Source organism: Pantoea sp. EABMAA-21, from assembly GCF_030053335.1.
Classification (GTDB): Bacteria; Pseudomonadota; Gammaproteobacteria; order Enterobacterales; family Enterobacteriaceae; genus Pantoea; species Pantoea communis.
On sequence record NZ_JASGBX010000021.1, the window covers coordinates 1 to 19,485 of the forward strand.

Below are 19,485 nucleotides of genomic sequence, written 5' to 3' on the forward strand. Positions count from 1 at the left end.
ATGCAGTCACCAAGGGAATACAGAAGTTCGCTGCTAGCTATAAATTAACCGTGTCCGTTTTAGCGGGGGCAACTCCAGTGCACGTGCTGAATCTCCAGACCGGCGTGCCGACGGCAGGGATCGAGGTCGAGCTGGACAGAAAGCAGGGGGAGGAATGGATCAGGTTAAGTCAGGGAACCACTGACGGGCAGGGACGCATTACGGCGCTCTACCCGGCAGATCAGAAGGCACAGACAGGCGTATACCGCGTGATTTTCAAAACCGGTGACTATTACAAAAAACACGATCAGCCGACCTTTTTCCCTGAGATCCCGGTGATGTTCAGTCTTACTGACGCTGATCAGCACTATCATATCCCGTTGCTACTCAGTCAGTATGGATATTCAACTTATCGAGGCAACTGAGCGTAGACCGCTGTTTGTCGAACAGTGCCAGGTCAGGGATAAAACCTCTACTGGATTGAATAACACAAAGCGCAGCCTGCCGTGCGCGATGGGTTCCTTGCATAAAAAAACCGGCAGGTCGCCGGTTTTTATTCAAAAGCCAGAGATCTACCAGTGATACTTATTAGAGTCTTCCCAGTCTTTCAACTCTTTTTCCGCCTGCTCCTTGCCGTAACCGTAGCGTTCCTGGATACGACCAACCAACTGGTCGCGCTTACCTTCTGCCACGTCCATGTCGTCATCGGTCAGCTTGCCCCATTGTTCCTTCACTTTGCCCTTGAACTGCTTCCAATTTCCGCTAATACGATCTTCGTTCATGCCGGTCTCCTTAGTTAACTAACGGTCTGCCGCCGGGTGACTTGTGTGCAGAGTTTTATTCTATAAAATATGGTTCATATTCATGAATTTTCCTGATCGACGTCACATTTGCGGATTTTTCCTTAAGTGAAATCAGCCCAATCGGCAATAGGGTTAAACCTCAGAACTGTCGTTCCGGCTGCATGACGGAGATGCGGACGATTTCCTGGACCTCAGGAGATAATTCATGCACTCATATGAAAATCGTATCCGGGCTGTGGAGCTTTATTTCGGATATGGAAAAAGGCTGACAGTTGTTGTCAGGGAGTTGGGCTATCCGTCCGTTAAACAGCTTGTTCGATGGTTTCGAATTTTTAAGGAATACGGCGACTAACCCAGTGAATTAAAACCCAGAAAACGCTAAGTACGCGGAAATACGCATAACCTTGGCAAAGATCTTTGAGGGAAAGGCGGGCACAACGCTGGAAGATTTTATGTGCTTCCTGTAGAGGGACATACGCTGGTGTAACGAAAGTCGGATCAAAATATCATGAGGTGCAATGAGTCCGGTAAAGTACCGGCAGCATCTGGGGATCACAACATAACAGTCCAGGAAAACATCCGCATCTCCGTCGCGCAAAGGTTGCTCGTCGGATAATGCAGCGTGTGAAGGCTTCTTCGGGCGGGTCAAAAATGAAATGTACTACGGCAGAAGCTGGGCGGGTATAACGCTGGAAGATTTTATGTGCTTCCTGGACAGGTACATACGCTGGTACAACGAGAGCCGGATCAAAATATCATTAGGTGCAATGAGTCCGGTAAGTTACCGGCAGCATCTGGGGATCACAACATAACAGTCCAGGAAAACATCCGCATTCCCAAAAGTGACATTATCAAATTGGATTCTCAATAAATGTCAAACCTCAATTAAATTGACCGTTTTCAGGCTCAATTGAAATGTCCTTGGTATGTTTTACTGATAGACTTTTCATCATTTATTTAATGAGAAGGTTAAGTTTATGTTCCGGTTTGATCTGACTCCCAATAATGCTGGAATTGTATTCTGGGGTGACAAAGCATCACTGAATGAACTTTATGAATGTATTCATTATATTGTGGACGAAAGTCCTCTCATAAAGAACAAAGAAGGCTTCATACTTGCACTGGCTTATGACATTCGTAAGGCACGGGAAGGCCAGCGGCGAACTGAAGAATATCTCTACGATTTCAGCGAAACCTATCAGCTTTATGGTGTTGAATTACTCTGGCCTCTCGTGCTGCTTCAGGCAGCCATGCTCAGAATTTCAATGAGTTACATTGAAACTGACAAGTCAAAACTGTCTGTTATGTATGCTTTTGAATTCATTATTGAATCTGCGCTAAAACAATTTTCACCCGATCGTTTTGAAGAGATCACAAGAAGCGCAAAAAATGCCTCCAATTCCGATTTCGACTGGATTGAAGATAGTATTGACAGCCGGTGCTGTTATTTTATTAACCAGTCATCAGAAAACAGAAAGGAACAGCTTAATAAAATCATGAATTCTCTGGATTCATTCTGGGCACATTACACCAGAGAAAAACAGGACGTAAAAATGCTGAGCCTGATAAATAATACCGACTGGGAATGGCCCGAAGATATTACATGGTGAAATACAGGTTTTATTCACATCAGCTCCCGGGCTTTTTGCCAAATATATCTTCTGAGCGGGACTGAAGCTGTTTGAGCGCATTAAGGATGTCATTCTGATCCAGCGAACGCTGAGATTTTTTCTCTGCAGATTTCGGGCGGCGTCGTGAAGGCCCGTCACCGGCAGGTACTTACTGGGAGCGGGTGTCATCTCGCTTTTCCTGCACCAGCTGGATTAATTCCAGCGCTCTGCCAAGCCGCTTGTTATCGACTATCGCACCCTGGTCAATTTCCGACAGCCGGTCGTAGGTAGAGTAGGGAAGTGTAATGCCGTTCAGACGAAGCTCTTTTTTTCCGTCAGGGTAATGGTAGACGTCGATATATTTACCCAAAGCGCGGCGACTGTATTCGTTGTCCTGGATCAGATACAGCATTTTATCGTACTGCACCGTCAGTGATTTAGACACCTTACGCTTTTCCCGGACGGACAGAATAAGGTTCAGATCATCATCGGCTTCCAGTGGGCGGTGAACATCAAAGTCGTGTCTTGGCACTTTCCCGAAGCGCCGGTTGTAATCCGCAATATATCCTCCGGCAAACGCATTGGCTTCTTCAATTGAGCTGATCCCATGAAGTCTGAACTCTTTGACCAGGCGATCCTGCAGAGTCAGATGGGCACGCTCCACGCGGCCTTTAGCCTCGCTGGTCTCAGCACAGATCGTCTGAATGTTCAGCTCATACATCGCCCGGCCAAACTGCGTGTGGCCATCACCGGCGGTCGCACTTTTGTTGTTAACCCTGAAAACGCCCGCTTTGTCGCTGTACAACGCAAGGGGCTTCCCGTGTTTCAGAATATAGCGCCGCGTTGCTTCAAAATACGAGAAGGTGGACTCCGATTTAACGAACAGGAGCTCCATAATCCGGCAGGTCGCGTCATCAACATAAACCAGAGCAGTACATGCGGGACCGCGGCCTTCGAACCAGTCATGATCGCAGCCGTCAATCTGTATGAGCTCGCCCGTGCAAGGACGGCGGTAACGGGGTTGCGGGATCCGAGGCGCTCTTTGCTTGCGAGGGATCCAGAGGCCAGCCCGCGTCATAATCCGGCGAACAGTCTCTTTACCCAGGCGCAAACCGTGCAGTTCTTCAAGCTTCTCGCACGCCAGCGTGGGGCCAAAATCAGCGTAGCGTGTCCTGATAAGTTCCAGCGCCAGTTCAGCCAGTCCCGGCGAGAGCTGCCGGTTACCACGCATACCACGGCGCTTGTGAGACATACCGAGCGGACCTTCTTCGCGGTAGCGCACCAGAAGCCGGCGGCATTGCCTGTCACTGATTTCAGGGAGTTCTGCAGCGCGATGCGTGGTGAGGCGGCGCTCGATAACATCCTGAATGACTTTGACGCGGTTAATCTCTTTCAACGTAAATACCCCTGAGCTATCTGCGATCACGGCAAGCCTCCCGGTAGTTTTACTGACTGAAAACGACTCTGTGAGAGGTACCATAACGCGGTCATGTTTATTGAGCCACAAGCGGACATTACTATTGGGGTGCTACAATAAAGGTTCGTTAAATACTTATTATGTTAAATTATGTGTTAAGTAATGAAAACATCATTACTGTTGTTTTATGTCTCTCTCTACCTGAATACTAAAACAATTAAGCCTCTCTCCATGGCACCGATATACCGATAAATGTATGCGTGCAACAGCGGCACGTCACCGGAAGATCTTCGGCTGTTACCTGAGGATCGACCTGTTGCAATAACCCCTGTTCATCAATAAACAAACCCGGATAAAAGCTGAAATCACCACAGCACACGATATCCCGCTGCTGATGTTCATGTTGAGCAACCATCCAGAAAATAGGATCCGCTCGATCTAGACGTTTTACCGCTTCGCTAAACACCACATCCCAACGTTGTCCAATTTTACTCAGCAGAAAATGGAACAACGGTGAATAATCTCGGCCACGATGCTGCTTACCATGCATTGATGCCCGCAGAGGTAAATCTTCATCGGAAGCTCTTTTTTTGTTTCTCTCCCAGCGATAATCCCCGCCAGGGTTATTCGAGTGATGACGCGCCGTTGTGTTTTCGCTGCGGTAAAGCCTGCGGGATTTGTTCACTTTATTAACATGCACAATCTAAATCCTTACATACCGAACATTTTCAATCCTTAATCCTGTTTAAACTACTCCGGCCACGACTTGATTCGTGGCACATCTAGCTTTACTTGGCAGTCAACACCAAATCTTCGCCAGTTTAATAGCACTTTTATCACAGTTCAGCGCCTGAGTACTGCTTCGCAGCTATTATTCAAAAACAGCATTTTAAAATGATTGTTCCAATTGATTGATCACATTTAAAACGTTGCCTTTCGGAAGAGTGATATTATTTATTTCCCCCCCGTTTTCAGACCGCCAAACCAATCTGTCTCCATTGCTGGTCTTAAGGAAGTAAAGGTAGCAACAGTTATCTTCCATTGCAGTGCAAGTTAAATCTAATAACCCATCAATAAGCACTTCTTCATCACCCAGGAAGTATTCTTGAGCATTCTTGAAAACCTCACTTGCAGAACTTAGTGTGTTGTTCTCTTTTAACTCTTCAATATTCGACTTGGAATAAAATGATAAGGTTGTGGCTAATTCGAAAACATCCACAACACTGAAAATTCTTTTTCCATCAATATAAATGGCGAACATTCCATTTTTCCATATGTCCCCGGGTGCATTCCAGGAATCAACAACGTCAAACTGAAGTGCAAATGTAAAAGGGTCACCATAGATCATTTTATTTTCACTCCTAACTCTTTCTGAACGGCACTTGGTATCTGGTCACTTCTAAGTGCATTTTTGTCACCTGTACTGCCATTCCAATGATATTGACCATTAGTTCCTTCGAATCTATGTACATTGCCTTCACTGTCAACTGCAAATCTAACCTCTTTATTAGAATACTGTTTGGTGCTTGGAATTGATTGCTCAAAAAGAGCCAGAGAGTTGCTTGGCTCTATTCCAGCATTTGGCCTATTACCTTGTTGCCCCAAGGTGTGCTTGGGATTTGATTTATAAATTAGACCATTACTTGCAGTTACAGGTTCAGATACTGGTATCGAGCTACCTTTAGTAGCATTTGTATTGCTTTTTCCAACCCCCGTCGCAATCCCCGCAGCACTGGTACCAGCAGCCTGAATCAGAGAATTTATAGCAAGCTGCTTCGCTTCTGGCGAGTCCCCCGACATCAATGCATTGTGAATAGCAGCCAACCGATCTGCTTCCAGCTGAACCGAAGTCACCTGGAGGACAGATAGTTCGTCCTGTTCTTCCGCACTTAGTCTGCCATTAAGACGGGATTTTTCCAGTAACTCGCTTGTGCGATTGGCATAATCCGTCATTAATTGGCTAACTTCATTAGCTTTGTTGACACAATCCTTAGCGCCAGTGCATCCAACCACGCTCTGATGCTGTTCTGCGTTTAATTTTTTGTACTTTTCAATGACAGTATTTTCACAATCAGATTTGCCCCCGCACAGAGCCATTTCGTGAGCACGTGCCTGGTTCTGCTTAAGAGTCAGCGTATTATTCTCAACCTCAGTCCTGCCTGCAGAAGCCCCACTACCTGCTCCGGCACTGCCATCAACCGCGCCGCCGGCAGCTGCACCCGCCAGCGTGACAATGTTTGCGACCAGCATCTTTTCATCGGCTGACAACGCTGATGCATCCTTGCCGTACAGCAGGTGACTAAGCGCATCGTTGTAGCCGAGCAATCCGGCCGTCAGTCCGCCCGCCGCACCGCCAATGGTGCTACCGCCCTGCGCTTTTGCAATCAGACCCGATGCCAGCGTATGCAGCAGGACGCGCATTGGCTCGTTACCCTGCGACACCTGCTTGACCATCTGCGCCAGTAGTGGCGCGGCACCTGCCGCTACCGCACCGCTGACGTTGCCGCCCGCCAGCCCGGCAAACAGCCCGCTGATGGCCTGTGCCGCAATCTGCAGGTCAGAACCGACGCCGTACTTCTCTTCAACTTTCTGATCAAAATCATCGAGCGTTTTTTTCTTATCCGCGTCTGAGAGTCCATTGAACGCGGCATCAGTTTTAAGCTTCTCTCTCTCCTGCTCTTTCTCCTGCTTCTTGAGCGCGTCGAAGGTCTGCTGGATAGCCTGCTGCCCCAGTACCGCCATCTCTCGCTGAACAGCCAGGCTGTCTTCCGCCTTCTGCGCATCAAACTTATCCTTCAGCGCATTCTCCGCTGCGGCAGTGTCGCGGCTGATTTGCGATACGTCCTGCTTCTGGGCATCCGGGTTGCGGATCTCAATCGTTCCCGGCGAGATGGCACTGTAGGTGGTAGAACTTGCCCGGTCCTTCGTCTGCTGCAGCGTGCCCATCGGCAGCGAGTTGCCACCCGACGGCTGTGGCTCCCCGGATTTCGGAATGTTGTTGATGAAGCTGTCAGACGCTGGCGTGGTGGTTTTACCCATGCTGCCGCTGACGGCCACGCTGAAGCCATTGCCGCCGGAATTGGCGTGGTTTTCAATATCGGTCCAGCCGAGCGTACCGGTGCTGAGGTGGTTTTTGTCCGGCGTTGCGGAGGAGGCGATGACCGCGCCATCCAGCTGCGTATGGTTGCCGACGTAAATGTTGTAGCCACCGTCACCCGCGCTGATGCTGCTCTGCTGCTGTACAGAATCAAAATCGTTATAAATTTTGCTGCCGCTCATGCTGGCGCTGCCCTGCACCGGTACGCCCGCACAGATTGGCGGCACGCAGATGCTGGCGCTGAAGCCGGATGAGCTCTGATGGCTGTCGTAGCTCGCACGGTCCTGCTGGCTGGCAATCTCCAGATTACGTCCCGCGTCGAGGTCGACGTGATGACCGTTGAGGTTCGCGCCTTTCAGCGTCACGTCCTGACCGGCTTTCACCTTCAGGTCGCCTGCGGCGGTCACTTCGCTGTTGTGGTGAGTAATGCTGCTGCCGTTGCCGTTTGCGCTGTTCTGGCTGGCGGCCAGTTCAATGGAGAAGCCGTTCTGGCTGCCGCCGAGGCCAAAGCCCACGCCGACGCCATACTTGCTGCCCCCGCTGCTCGATTTCTGGCTGCTGCTGTCCGTGGCGCTGCTCAGAGCGATATCGCGGCCCGCACTCAGGGAGACGTTGTCGCCGCTGATTTTGACGCCTTCACCGGTGATGTCCTGCTTCGCCGTCACCGCTACGTCGCCGCCCGCTTTCAGCACGCTGCCGCTCTGCTGCGTACTGCTCTGCTCCACGGACTGATGGCTGCTGCCTGCGGTGGCGCTGACGGTGACTTTGACGGCTGCGGTGTTCTGGGTATACGCCGACAGCGCGGTCATGGCCGCCTGCGCGGAATAAATGGCCTGCAGGCGCGGATCGTCACTCTGTTTGTGCGACTGAGCGAGCTTGTCAGCCGCCTGTGCCATGCTCACGCCGTAGCCGGAGACCTGCGCGGTGATGCCATACTGCGAGGATTTACTGCTGCTGCTGGCGTCGTGCGTGTCTTTCGCCGGGTCGAGGTGGACGTTTTCGCCGTTAACGTTCAGCGCATTGCCGGCATAGACGTCTGCGCCCTGCAGGTTGACGTCTTTAGCCGCGTTAACGGTCACGTTACCCAGCGTACTGACGATCCCGCTGCGCACGGTGTTCTGCTGCGTGCCCGCGCTGGCGTTTTTCCAGCTGTTGTGGCCCACACCCACGGTTCCGCTGTAGCCGTCGCCACCCAGATCGCCAATGGCATGGTCCGATCCGCTGGCCGACGTCTGCTGACGGTCTTCCCCCGCGGCGACGCTGACGTTGCCCTGTTCAGCGTTCAGTGAAACGCCGGTGGTGCCGGTCAGCGTTGAGCCGGTAATCGCGATGTCGCCTTTGTGGCTGGTCACGTCAACGCTGCCAGCGGTAATCGATGACGTGTGCTGCGTGAAAATGCTGCTGTCGCCGTTCATCTGGCTGTTTTTGGAGCCGTAATTGGTGCCCGCCGATCCGTTGTTTGGTGAACCGCCGCCGCTGCGCGCCAGCGCACCTATTGAGGCGGAGGTCGTCGCCGACCAGTTCTTGCTGCTACTGCTGCTGGCCGCCTTCTGACTGTCGGCGGCGCTGGTGATGTCGATATTATGCGTGGCGTCCAGCGAGGCTTTACCGCCAGCGTTCAGGCTGCTGCCTTCGACCAGAATGTTGCCGGTGGCCGTATCCGCATCGCCACGGGCCGTCAGCGTCAGGTTGCCGGCGGCATTCAGCGTACTGCCACTCTGATAGACGCTTTCAGTGTTCTGGATGGCTTTGCTGTCTGAACGACCATAGGTCGGGCCCGGTGCGGGTGAATCCAGCGCGCTGGCGCCAAACTCGTTACCCACCTGCTTGACCTGGTCGTACACCGAGTTGGTGTTGCTCATGATGTCGCGCAGGTTGCGCACCGTGTCCAGCGGCCCCAGGTTCAGGCTCAGGCCAAACCCGCTGCTTTTTGACTCCTGTTTCGCGGTTTCGCGAACCTGATCCTGACCGGCCACGATGGCGATGTTCTTCGCCGTTACGCTGATGTCGCCGTTCTGACCGCCCGCGACCACGTCACTGCCCTTAATCAGCGCGTTGTTGCCTGCCGTCAGGGTCACCGCACCGTTGCCTGCGCCCACCAAGCTGCGCGCATCGCTCTGCGTGACTTGCTCGCCGTTGCGTTCACTCTTCGCCGACTGTTTGCCGTAGCTGAGACCGAGTGCGCCGCCCATCAGGCCGCTCTTCTTCACCTCTTTGAGGCTGTAGGTCGATTCGGTGTTGGTGGCGGTGACGATATTCAGGTCATGGCCTGCACTGAGTGCGACACCTTTGTCACCGGCAATGGAAGAACCCTGTACGGTGAGGTCGTTTCCGGCAATCACAGAGACCGTGTTGCCGCTCAGCTGTGAGCCCTTTTCGCGGGTGACGCTGTCTTCCTGAATGGTGTGCGTGGTGGTTTTCTTCAGGAAGCCTTTTTTGGTTTTGGTCTCTTCGCGGTACGCATAGTCGCTTTCGGTAGAGGTGGTGAGATCCACGTTACGACCGGCTTTCAGAGACAGGTCCTGGTCGGCTGTGATGTTACTGGCCTGGCTGGTGATGTCGCGACCAGCCGTAAGGGAAGTGCTGCCTGCGCTGGTGATTTCAGTACCCTGCTGCCGCACGGCTTCGTTGATAATGATTTTGTTACTGCTGCGTTCGCTGTTGCCAGATACTGAGTCTTCCGCGTTTAGATTGATGTCACGACCAGCCTGAAGAGATGCATCTTTGCCTGATTTCAGAACCGCTGCCTGACTGGTGAGGTCATGGCCTGCTGAAAGTGACAGGTTGCCCCCGGATGTCACTGAGGTACGGTCGGCAGAGGAACTATGCGACTCATTGTTGCCCTTCTGCGTATTTTGACTGAGCTGGCCTGCATTGAGCTGAAGGTCATTTTCCGCGATGAGCGTTGCATTCCCTGCGGCAGTGACAGAACTGGCGGTAACAGCAAGATTGCGTCCGGCATCCATAACCAAACTGCCACCTGCACTCACTTCACTGTTCTGATTGCTTAAGATATCTGTCTGTGCCGGTGTGTTACCCATGCGCCCGTTAATACCGGAGGTGCTGGCAATCTGATTTGCACTTACAGCAATGTCACCCCACGCGCTCATCAAAAGATCCCCACCAGATGAAAGTGAGGCACCCTGAAGCAAGATGTTGTTACCCGAGTTAAGTGTTAAGGATTGTCCTGCCGTAATTGCAGCAATGCTTCCCGTCTGAACGTTTTTCAGGCCAATGCTGTTAGTGCCGAGTGGGTTAGCCAATGTGATGTTATTGATGCTGCCATCCAGCGTTTCCAGCGCGACGGCTTTGCCCTTTAAGGTGCTGCTTATATTGTTGATGTCGCCAATCGCACTCAGGTTCAGTCCATTCCCCGCTTTGACGAGACCATCATTCAGGTTACTGATGCTGTTCTGGCTATCCAGAGACACCGAATCTGTCGCGAGCAGCGTACTGCCGCTATTGGTGATTGATCCGCCATCTACGTTGACGTTTCTGGCTGCAATCACGCTGCCGTTATTAACCGCTACGTCTTTAGGCGAAAGGTAGAGTTTTGGCACCATCACCGTCTCGCCGTTGATGGTGGTTGACTCCCACCACAGTATGCTGTGATCGAGGGACGCAACCTGATCCGCCGTTAACGAAACACCAAACTGCAGGTTTAATGACTGCTTAGCCGATGCTGCGTTATCCATCAGATACTGCATTTGTGCCAGATCCGACCCGGTGCCGTTCAGATACTGGCTCCCGGTCTGGTTAAGCACCACATTGCTGACATACCGGGTATCAAACGCGGCATCGCCCAGGAAGCGATAGTCACTGTCCGGTTTGAGATTAAGCCTGTCGAGCAGGTATGAAGAACCCAGGAACGTATTCGCATCAGTATATTGCTGGCGGGTTTCCTGCACTGCGCTGGTAGGCTGCTTACCCAGTAACGTATTGAGATCGCCAAATAAGCTGCTATCCAGCTGACCAAGCCCATTCAGTTTTGGATTGACAGTAATGAGGTAAGGGCTGGAGGGGTTGGTTGAAACCACAAAATAGCCGTTGTCGCTGGCAGGTACCGGGTACGCACTGCTGTCAACGTTTGTTGCCTGATATGACTTGAGTGATGACGGTGCAAGTGACCCGCCGGCATCTTTAAGTGCGCCAGACGTGCCGAGGCTGGCATGGCTTTTCTGAGCAACCGTTTTTTGGGTCAGGGAAACACCGTTTTCACTGGTTGAGTCCAGTTGACTCCCGCCAGTTATTTCCTGAAGTGCATTTTGAAGCTGATCCTTCCATGCGGGCGAGTTAACAGCCACTTTATCGGCCGAACTGAGTGATTGTTTCTGAACACTCGCGCTGATGGATTGCTGGCTGAGATGTGTTAATTCGGGTGTCGCTAACGTGTTGATCGTTCCGCTAACGTGCGGATCACTAGAGGTATTACTGACGTTCTGACTAAAGGCTGCATCAATGTTGTTACCTGCCTGAATGACGCTGCGGTATACGTTGCCGCTTCCGGTGGTTTCATATACCGGGTTTCCATCAAGTGTGTAGGCAATAGAACTTGAAGTGATTGAGTTATAAGAATGTTGTGTCTCTGAAGGTCTGGCGGGGTTGGCTAAGCCCAGACCATAACGATAAATCTGATAGACCGTGGTAGTGCCGTCAGTCCAGCTTTTGTTATTCAGGGTGCTACCCGTTAGCGAGATATTATTTCTCGCAAGCATGTTCGAGGCAAAATTATCGAGCTGGCTGGCTTGCACGTTCAGATTGCTACCCGCAGCGATGCGCCCTGCGCTGCCACTAGCCTGTGCAGTGACAGAAATTGTCTGATAAGCAATCTTTTGTACATCAGCTTCAGGATAAGGGGCGTAGCTACCGGTATAAGTATCCCAGTCATCGCCATGCCCGTGATGGTGTTCAGATTTGCTGGCGTAGAGTCCGTACTCATCAGGTGAAAACCATGAGAGCGGGATATTAACGTTAGTCCCCGTGGCCCATGCAGGTACCGCGAGTTGAGTGACCTGCTCACTGGTGCTTAGCGCGTCCCGCGTGTTAAGCAGATGTCCGGTTTTTATTGTGATATCACCATTCTGCGACTCAATAGTTCCCGACGTATTGATGACCTCGCCATTGGCATTCCCCGCTGCGTCGCGCTGCATCCACAGGCTGTTGCCCGCCAGCACATCGCCGCGCTGGTTTTGAATACTGTTAGCGTACAGGTAGAGATTCTGCCCGGCATACAACAGCGCGGTGTTCACAATGCTACCTGGCGAAGAAATGGTGAGGCTCCCGCTCGTACCAGTAAAGCCATTCAGCGCCACATCGCTGCGGCTGGTCAGCGCGACATTGCCTCCGCCCTGCAGTGTGCCTGCGCCGTTCATCGTGATGCGATTGCCGCTCAGGCTGCTGTCGCCGGTGCCGGTGGTGATCTGGCCGTTGTTCGTCAGGTCACCGCCTGCACTTAGCGTCAGCGCCTGCCCCTGTAACGTGCCCTGGTTGTCGATTGCACCGTTGCTGCTGATGCTGAGACGGTTGCCTGCGGCCAGTATGTTGCGCGCGGTAAAGCCGTTGATCAGCTTCAGCGTCGCGTCGCCCAGCGCCACCACCTGTCCGAGCTGATCAAATCCCGTGCTTTCCAGCAGCAGATTGCCGCCGCTGAACAGCTTACCTGCGGCCTGCTGGGTTACATTTGTCGCTTTGACATTCAGCTGACTGGCGCCGAGCAGCGTGCCGCTGTTGGTGAGTTGCGCGTAGTTCACCGCCAGGTTCCCGCCCTGCGCGGTACCCTGGTTCTGCAGGCTGTTGCCGGTGAGTGTCGCCTGCTGGTCTGCCATCAGCGTGCCGCTGTTGCTGGCGCTGGCCGCGTTGAGGACCAGCTGCGAAGCCTGCAGCCAGCCGCTGTTGACCAGCTGTGGCGCGTTGAGCGTGAGATCCGCCGAAGAGAGTAGTTTGCCGCTGTTACTGGCCAGGCCGCTGGTGGCAATGCGGCTGGTGGCGCCCTGAATCACGCCGTAGTTATAGAGTTCGGGCGCGGTCAGCGTCAGGCCGTTCTGAGTGAGCAACGTGCCGCTGGCGTTATTGGTGAGGCGTCCGCCGGCGTTGAGCTGCAGGCTGCTGTCGCCCTGCATGCGCCCGCTGTTGGTGACGCCGCCGCTGCTGAGTAACAGATCCTTACCCTGCATGCGGCCCGCGTTATCCACGGTGGCCGCATGCACGTCGAGCGTGCCGCCGCTCAGCAGCGCCGCGTTTTGCTGCTGCGTCAGCGCGCCCGTCAGGGTGGTGGTCAGGCCTTCCACGCCCGAAATCTCACCGCTGTTGTTAAGCGTCGCGCCCTGTAACGTGAGGTTGCGGGCAATCCACTGCCCCTGGTTGATGAAACTCAGGGCATTGAGCGCGGCGGTGCCATTGGCGGTGATTTTGCTGCCCGTGCCAGAGGTGAGCGTGTCGCTCAGGTTCAGCTGCAGGTCGCCGGCGCTCTGAATGGCGCCACCGTTGGCGAGGCCTGTGGCATCCAGCAGGATCTGCTGTCCCTGCCAGGTGCCGTTATTCGTCACGGCGTCACCGCTGATGTGCAGCGTGCCCTGCGTCAGCAGCTGGCCGCCGGCATTGTTAATCAGCACGCGCGCGGGCTGAGCCTGAACGGCAAGCAGGCGGAACCCCTGGATGGGTGCCGGGCCGAGAGTGAGTGACTTCAGGCCAATCAGGCTGCCCTGATTGGTGACGCTGGCGGGGCGGATGGCGAGCGCATCACCCTGTACCGTACCGCTGTTGTTAAGCGAACTGCCGCTGAGCGTGACGTCTTTTTCTGCCAGCAGTTTGCCGCTGTTATTCAGATTCTGCGCGTCAATCTGCGCTGCGCCCTGAGACAGCAGCTCACCCTGATTATTTAGCTCCCCGCTGACCGATGCCGTGAGGTCAGCGCCGCTCAGCAGCGATCCCTGATGCTGCCAGCTTCCCGCACTGACATTGACGCCCTCACCCTGCAGCGTACCGGAAGTCTCCAGCGTGCCGGCATTCAGCTGCAGCGCTCCCCCGGTCAGAGTCTGACCACCCGCTGACTGAACCAGACGGTCAGATGCCTGCGCATCAAGCGCCGTCGTGCCCTGCCACAGCCCCTGATTACTCAGCGAATCCCCGCGAAGCGTGAGGCTGTCCGCCATTATCTTTCCGCTGTTCGTCAGGCTGCCGGCTGATATGCTGGCATCTCCAGCGGACAGCAGGCTGCCGTTGTTGTCCAGCAGTGTGTCCGAGGTGCCGCTCAGGGAACCGGTGCCGTTGATGGTGCCGCTGGTGGACAGTGAGGTGAAGTGGTAGCCAAGATTTTTGCCCTGCCACATGCCTGCGTTACTGGCCGTCCCTCCCTTCAGGGAGAGTTCACCACCGCTGACAAGTTGCCCGTGAAGCAGGTTATCGAACTGGGCAAACTCTGCGCTCAGCAGCGCGTCACCCTGCAGCAGGCCCTGGTTCTGCAGCTTCGCGCCAGAGGTTTTGATCTGCTGTGCGGCAACGGTTCCTGCGTTATTCAGGGTGTTGACCTGAAGATCGGCCTGCTGCTGTGCCAGCAGCAACCCGCCCGCACTGTTGTCCAGCGCCCCGTCCAGATTTGCGTTCAGACTGGTTGCCGTGATGCGACCGCTGTTGCTGACGTTGTGTCCGGTCAGACTCAGGTCGCCTGTCACCTGCAGCAGGCCGGCGTTGGTGAGCGTGACGGGTGCAAGGGAGAGCGAATCACCGGTGATCAGCTCGCCGGTGGCGGTATTCGTAATGTCAGCGCTGCTGAGCGTTAGCACGCTGTTGCCCTGAAGCAGACCTGAGTTCGTCAGCTGGGGTGAGGTGAGGCTCAGGCGGTCCGCTGCCAGCGTCCCGCTGTTACTGATTCGGCTGCTGAGCAAAGTCATCGCCTGTTCGCTTATCAGCTTACCGCTGTTATCCAGCGTGCCACTGACATTCGCACTGAGCCCGGAACCCGCACGCGCGCTGCCGGCGTTCTGCCAGCTTTCCAGTTTCAGGTCGAGCTGGTCCGCCTGAATACTGCCCTGGTTGTTCAGCGATGAGCCCTGCACGTCTGCCTTGCCGGCCGTCAGTAATTGCCCGTTGCCTTTATTGACGAGCGTATCGCCCTGCAGCGTCAGGGCACTAGTCCCCTGCAGCGTCAGGGCACTAGTCCCCTGCATCAGCCCGCTGTTGACCAGATCCCCCCGCAGCGTCAGCGCCTGCGCGAGCAGCCAGCCGCTGTTGTCGGTGCTCCCCGTTATCCCGACGTGCTGCTGGCCCAGTATCTTGCCGCTGTTAGTTAACGTGCCGGCAGCAATGGTTGCATCTCCTTCACTCAGCGCATTGCCGCTGTTCTGCCAGTCGCCTGCCGTCAGGTCAAGCTGCTGACCCTGCATCTGACCGCGGTTATCCAGCCGGTCCTGCTTCAGCGTCAGCTGACCGCCGCTCAGCACAGTGCCGCTGTTCGTCAGCTGCTGCCCTGTCGCCTGCAGCGACTGTTTACCCTGCAGCGTGCCGCTGTTCTCCACGGTGGTACTGCTGATAGCAAGCTGGCCGGCGGCTATCTGCCCGGCATTGGAAAGACTGCCGTTTTTCAGCAGCAACGCGTTATCCGCCAGCAGCAGGCCACCCTGCTGATTGCTGAGAGTGTCGTTGTCTGCGGTGATATCAGTGGCGCTGATTTCTCCGGCGTTGGTCAGCGTGCCGCCGCTCAGGTTCAGGGCCGCACCGCTGGAAATCAGCCCGGCGTTGTTCAGCTCCGGCAGATCGAGCCCGAAACTGTTATCAGAGCTGACGGTGCCGTCTGCCAGGTTCGTGAGGCGCTGACCGCTGAAGCGGAGCGCCGTCGTCCCCTGAATTAGGCCGCTGTTGTCGGTTTCACCGCTGCTGAGCTGCATCGCCTGCTGGCTGAAGATGCTGCCGGTGTTGTTCAGGCTGCCTGTTGTTAACGTCCCTTCCGCCAGGCTCAGCACCTTTCCGCTGTTCAGCCAGCTGTCTGCACTGACATTCATCAGCCGGCCCTGAAGTGAACCCGCGTTATTAAGCCCGGCGGCATCCAGCGTCAGCTGGTCTTCACTGAGTACGGTCCCGGTGTTAGTCAGCTGACGGCTCTGCGTCTGCAGCGTCTGTTTTGCCTGCAGCGTGCCGCTGTTACTGATGGCGTCGCTGTTGAGGGTCAGCCCGACGGCGGACATTTTCCCCTCGTTGGTGAGCTGCTGGTTATTCAGCTGCAACGTCTGCCCGGCGAGCAGTGAGCCCCCCGACTGATTCAGCACCACCGCGTTAAACACGCTGAGGTCTGCCGCGTTAATTTCGCCCGCGTTGCTCAGCCTGTCGCCGCGCAGCGTCAGCGCGGCACCGCTGCTGATAAGGCCGCTGTTACTCAGATCAGGCAGGTTGAGCGCGAAGGCATTATTGGAACTGAGGGTGCCGCCGCTGAGATTGTTCAGGCTGCTGCCGCTGAAGCGCAACGCACTGGTGCCCTGTAGCATGCCGCTGTTATCGGTCTGCGCGCTGCTGATATCCAGCACCGGCGCAGAGAACACGCCCTGATTGAGAAGGCTGTCGCTCACCGTCGTCAGGCTGCGGGTCGCGGCGACGCTTGCGCCTTTACTGTTCTGGAACGTACCCGCTTTGACGCTGATGGCGCTCGCGGCCAGCGCACCGCTGTTGTTCAGCTGCCGGGTATCAACGGAAAGGTTGTCAGCCGCGGTGAACTGACCGCCGTTGCTGATGTGGTTCTGAGCCTTAAGCTGAATGCTGCTGCCGGCGTTGGCGCGGGTGGATTGATCCGCGGCCAGAGTTGCCCCGCTCAGCCGGATGTCACGACCCGCCGTCAGGCTGGTGCCGACGGTAGTCAGGTTGCCTTTCGCCGTCAAGGCGATCCCGGCATCACTCACCAGGGTTCCCTTGCCCAGCGTGGCATCCTGCTGTGCGGTGACGGTGATTTGCCCGGTGGCTTTATTATCACCGCTCAGCGCAACCGACGCGCCATTCGCCGTTAATGCGCCGCTGCTCAGGCTGTTACTGAGCGTCAGCTTACCGTTCGCATCCAGCTGAATATCGCCCTGCTTTGCGGCGAGGTTGCCGAGGTTGACCCCCACGCCTTTTTCGCTCGACACCAGATGAATACGGTTGGCGTACATGCCGCCGAGCGCGCCGGTATCGACCGAGACCGACGGCACCGCGCCTTCTCCCGCTATCGGCGTGACTGAACCGTCCGCGCCCACGCGGTTGGCCCCCACGGTGACGGACAGATCCTTCGCGTGGATCCCGGCGTTGATCTCGGTGGCGCGCGCGACGATCGATACCGCGTCGGCATCGCTGCCGTCCAGCCCTTTGCCTTCGACGGTGACCGAGCCCTTAGTGACTTCCAGGGAAGAGAGGTTGCCGTTTGCATCCAGTTGCGGCTTCCCGGTGGTAAGCGTGACGTTCGGCGTGTTGATAAAGCCGCAGCCGTTACAGGTGATGCCGTAAGGGTTTGCCACCATCACGTTGGCCGCTTTGCCCGCCACCTCGGTATAGCCCTGCAGCTGCGAGCGGTTCGCGCCCGTCACTTCGTTAATGATCGCCTGCGCCTCGTGCCCGGATTTCAGGTTGGGGTTGTTCTGGATCAGGCCGCCGAGCTGCGTCTGATTGAGCTGGCCGGTGGCATTATTGAGGATCAACCCTTCCTGGCCGACGTTGTACTGCTGGTACTGGTTGTGCGAGACGCCGGCTGCGTTCGGCGTGGCGATGTTGACCACCGGCACGCCGTTGCCGGCGGCATCCATCTGCGTGCCGGGCGTCACAGGGGTGATTTGTGCGGCGACGACTGGCAGCATGGGCTGCACCGCCACCAGATAACAGATGAGATAGCTCAGCGCGCGACGGGCGAGGGAAACGGGTTGACGATCGTCCATAATCTTTGCCTCTTAGAAAACCAGCCCGACGCGGGCATAAATGCTGACGCGATCCGGCTGCAGATGACCGGGATAGCTGAGCGGAATACCCACGGTGTACTGGGTGTAGAAATAGCGGCTGCGGGTGCTGATACCCACCGCGCTGCCCCACAGCGTGCCGGTGGACTCGCGGTTCTGCGCGTCGCTCTTCAGCCAGCCGCCGTCGACGGCGGCCAGCGCGCTGACCTCGCCAATGACCGGCAGCGTGAACAGGCTGTAGTCCAGCTCGTTACGCAGGTAGCCCCCGGCATCGCCGGAGAGGTACTGCTCTTTAAAACCGCGCACCGAACTTTCACCGCCGAGCGTCAGGCGCTCGCTGCCGTAGAGCCGGTCCGGCGACCACTGGGCGTACACGCTGCTCAGCCACCACAGGCTGTTCGTCAGCGGGCGCTGAAAGCTGCCGCTGAGGCTCCACTTGCGGAACTGCGCTTTCGGCAGGTCGCCGGTTTTACCTTCATCACTTTCGGCATCAAACCACGGCATGCCGCGGCTGAAGGCCGGGTTGAGCGTGGCCACGCCGCCGAACATTTTCTGCGTGTGGTTCAGCCCGAGCTGCAGGCTAGAGATTTTGCGGCTGCTGCTGGTGAGCAGCGTGTTGTTGAGGAAGTTGTGGCTGGTGTAGTGGTTCAGGCCGAGCTGGACGCCGGTTTTGATGTCCCCGTTGCGGAACAGCACCCAGGAGCCGTTCAGGCGGTGTGCGACGTTGTCACCGTTACTGAGCCAGGTGAAATCATTGTTGATGAAGCTGCTGTGGTAGCTGCTCCAGCTGTAGCTGTAGTCGAGCAGGCCGTAGCCGTACGGCACGCTGACGCCTGCCTGCAGGCTCTGCGCGTCGCGCCACTGGCTAAAGGCGCTGCTGCGCGCGCCGCTGATAAACCAGCGGTCGGCAAGGCCCAGCAGGTTGTTGCCGGTGAGCGAGGCGTTCAGCTGGCCCACCCCGGTGCTCTTCTGTCCGCTGTTGTCAAAGCCCACTGAGGCGCTGAGCGGAAACTCCGGTTTGGCCGTGAGGTTCACGACGGAAAAACCCGCTTTGGGCGACGGCTGAATTTCAATCTGCACCGGCCTAGAGCGCACGCGGTTAATCTGCTCCATGCCCTGCTCGATATCGCGCAGGTTAAGTATCTTCCCTTTTAGGCCGGGAAACGCCATTAACAGGGCGCGCGGGTGCTGCCCGTCGAGGCGTATTTCGTCGAGCTTCCCTTCCAGCACCGGAATAACCAGCTCGCCGGAAGATAAGTCCTGCTCGGTTAAAAACGCGCGGCTGGTGATATAGCCGCGCTGCATATACCAGTCGGAAATAGCGTGGACCAGCGAATTAATTTCCGTTAAGTTCAGGCAGCGGTCAATATAAGGCGCAGTGATATTCTGCTGCTGGCTCTGTGAGAGTAAAGACGCATTGCGGATAACGATATGATGGACGGGGAAACACGGGCCTGATGCGCCTGACCCCCCGGCTGGAGCGGTCTGAGGGCTGACGGCGTTCCACAGCGCGTCGCGCTGGTTCTGGTCCTGCTGCAGACGCTGTTGCTGCTGAGTCTGGATGTAATCGCGGTCGCCCGGATTTAACGGTGCCGCGACTGCTGAAGCAGTCAATAAGCCGACGCTCAGCGCCAGTAACTTCCCTGTATGTGCCATCATAAAAGACTTAAGTGAA

Annotated in this window: 7 protein-coding genes and 2 pseudogenes; 3 read left to right on the forward strand and 6 right to left on the reverse strand. The window is 55.7% G+C overall.

Annotated elements, in window-relative coordinates:
- The first annotated feature begins 17 nt into the window (after positions 1-17).
- Entirely contained in the window at positions 18-404 is a 387-nt protein-coding gene (gene uraH / locus QMZ65_RS22470; protein WP_283216766.1) for a hydroxyisourate hydrolase, read from the forward strand.
- Positions 405-551: 147 nt separating this feature from the next.
- Here the strand turns inward: uraH and QMZ65_RS22475 are convergent, their stop codons facing one another.
- Positions 552-761, reverse strand: coding sequence for a CsbD family protein (locus QMZ65_RS22475; protein ID WP_283216714.1), 210 nt, complete (start codon positions 759-761; stop codon positions 552-554).
- 605 nt (positions 762-1,366) lie between these two features.
- On the opposite strand from QMZ65_RS22475, the pseudogene QMZ65_RS22480 reads away from it, so the two are divergent.
- Positions 1,367-1,594 (forward strand): annotated as a pseudogene (locus QMZ65_RS22480) (IS3 family transposase); the annotation flags it as partial.
- A gap of 165 nt (positions 1,595-1,759) precedes the next feature.
- Positions 1,760-2,392, forward strand: a complete 633-nt coding sequence (locus tag QMZ65_RS22485) for a DUF6904 family protein (protein ID WP_283216715.1) — start codon at positions 1,760-1,762, stop codon at positions 2,390-2,392.
- A 19-nt stretch (positions 2,393-2,411) separates the two neighbouring features.
- On the opposite strand, the pseudogene QMZ65_RS22490 reads toward QMZ65_RS22485, so the two are convergent.
- From QMZ65_RS22490 to QMZ65_RS22510, 5 genes and pseudogenes are all read right to left on the reverse strand, one after another.
- Positions 2,412-3,872, reverse strand: a pseudogene (locus tag QMZ65_RS22490) (ISNCY family transposase).
- A gap of 154 nt (positions 3,873-4,026) precedes the next feature.
- Positions 4,027-4,509: a hypothetical protein gene (locus tag QMZ65_RS22495; protein WP_283216716.1), complete on the reverse strand. Its 483-nt coding sequence runs from the start codon at positions 4,507-4,509 to the stop codon at positions 4,027-4,029.
- Positions 4,510-4,698: 189 nt separating this feature from the next.
- The gene (locus QMZ65_RS22500; protein WP_283216717.1) at positions 4,699-5,157 is read right to left on the reverse strand and encodes an immunity 42 family protein; all 459 of its coding nucleotides are present in this window, start codon (positions 5,155-5,157) and stop codon (positions 4,699-4,701) included.
- The gene (locus tag QMZ65_RS22505) at positions 5,154-17,792 is read right to left on the reverse strand and encodes a hemagglutinin repeat-containing protein (protein ID WP_283216718.1); all 12,639 of its coding nucleotides are present in this window, start codon (positions 17,790-17,792) and stop codon (positions 5,154-5,156) included. Before QMZ65_RS22505 ends, QMZ65_RS22500 begins: the two co-directional genes overlap by 4 nt.
- A gap of 12 nt (positions 17,793-17,804) precedes the next feature.
- Positions 17,805-19,469 (reverse strand): ShlB/FhaC/HecB family hemolysin secretion/activation protein, encoded by a 1,665-nt coding sequence (locus QMZ65_RS22510; RefSeq protein WP_283216719.1) that lies wholly within the window; start codon positions 19,467-19,469, stop codon positions 17,805-17,807.
- Between the last annotated feature and the right edge of the window lie 16 nt (positions 19,470-19,485).

Coding starts and splice junctions, on each gene's coding strand:
- QMZ65_RS22475 (WP_283216714.1), bottom strand. CDS start 761: ATGAACGAAGATCGTATTAGCGGAAATTGGAAGCAGTTCAAGGGCAAA.
- QMZ65_RS22485 (WP_283216715.1), top strand. CDS start 1,760: ATGTTCCGGTTTGATCTGACTCCCAATAATGCTGGAATTGTATTCTGG.
- QMZ65_RS22500 (WP_283216717.1), bottom strand. CDS start 5,157: ATGATCTATGGTGACCCTTTTACATTTGCACTTCAGTTTGACGTTGTT.
- QMZ65_RS22505 (WP_283216718.1), bottom strand. CDS start 17,792: ATGGACGATCGTCAACCCGTTTCCCTCGCCCGTCGCGCGCTGAGCTAT.
- QMZ65_RS22510 (WP_283216719.1), bottom strand. CDS start 19,469: ATGATGGCACATACAGGGAAGTTACTGGCGCTGAGCGTCGGCTTATTG.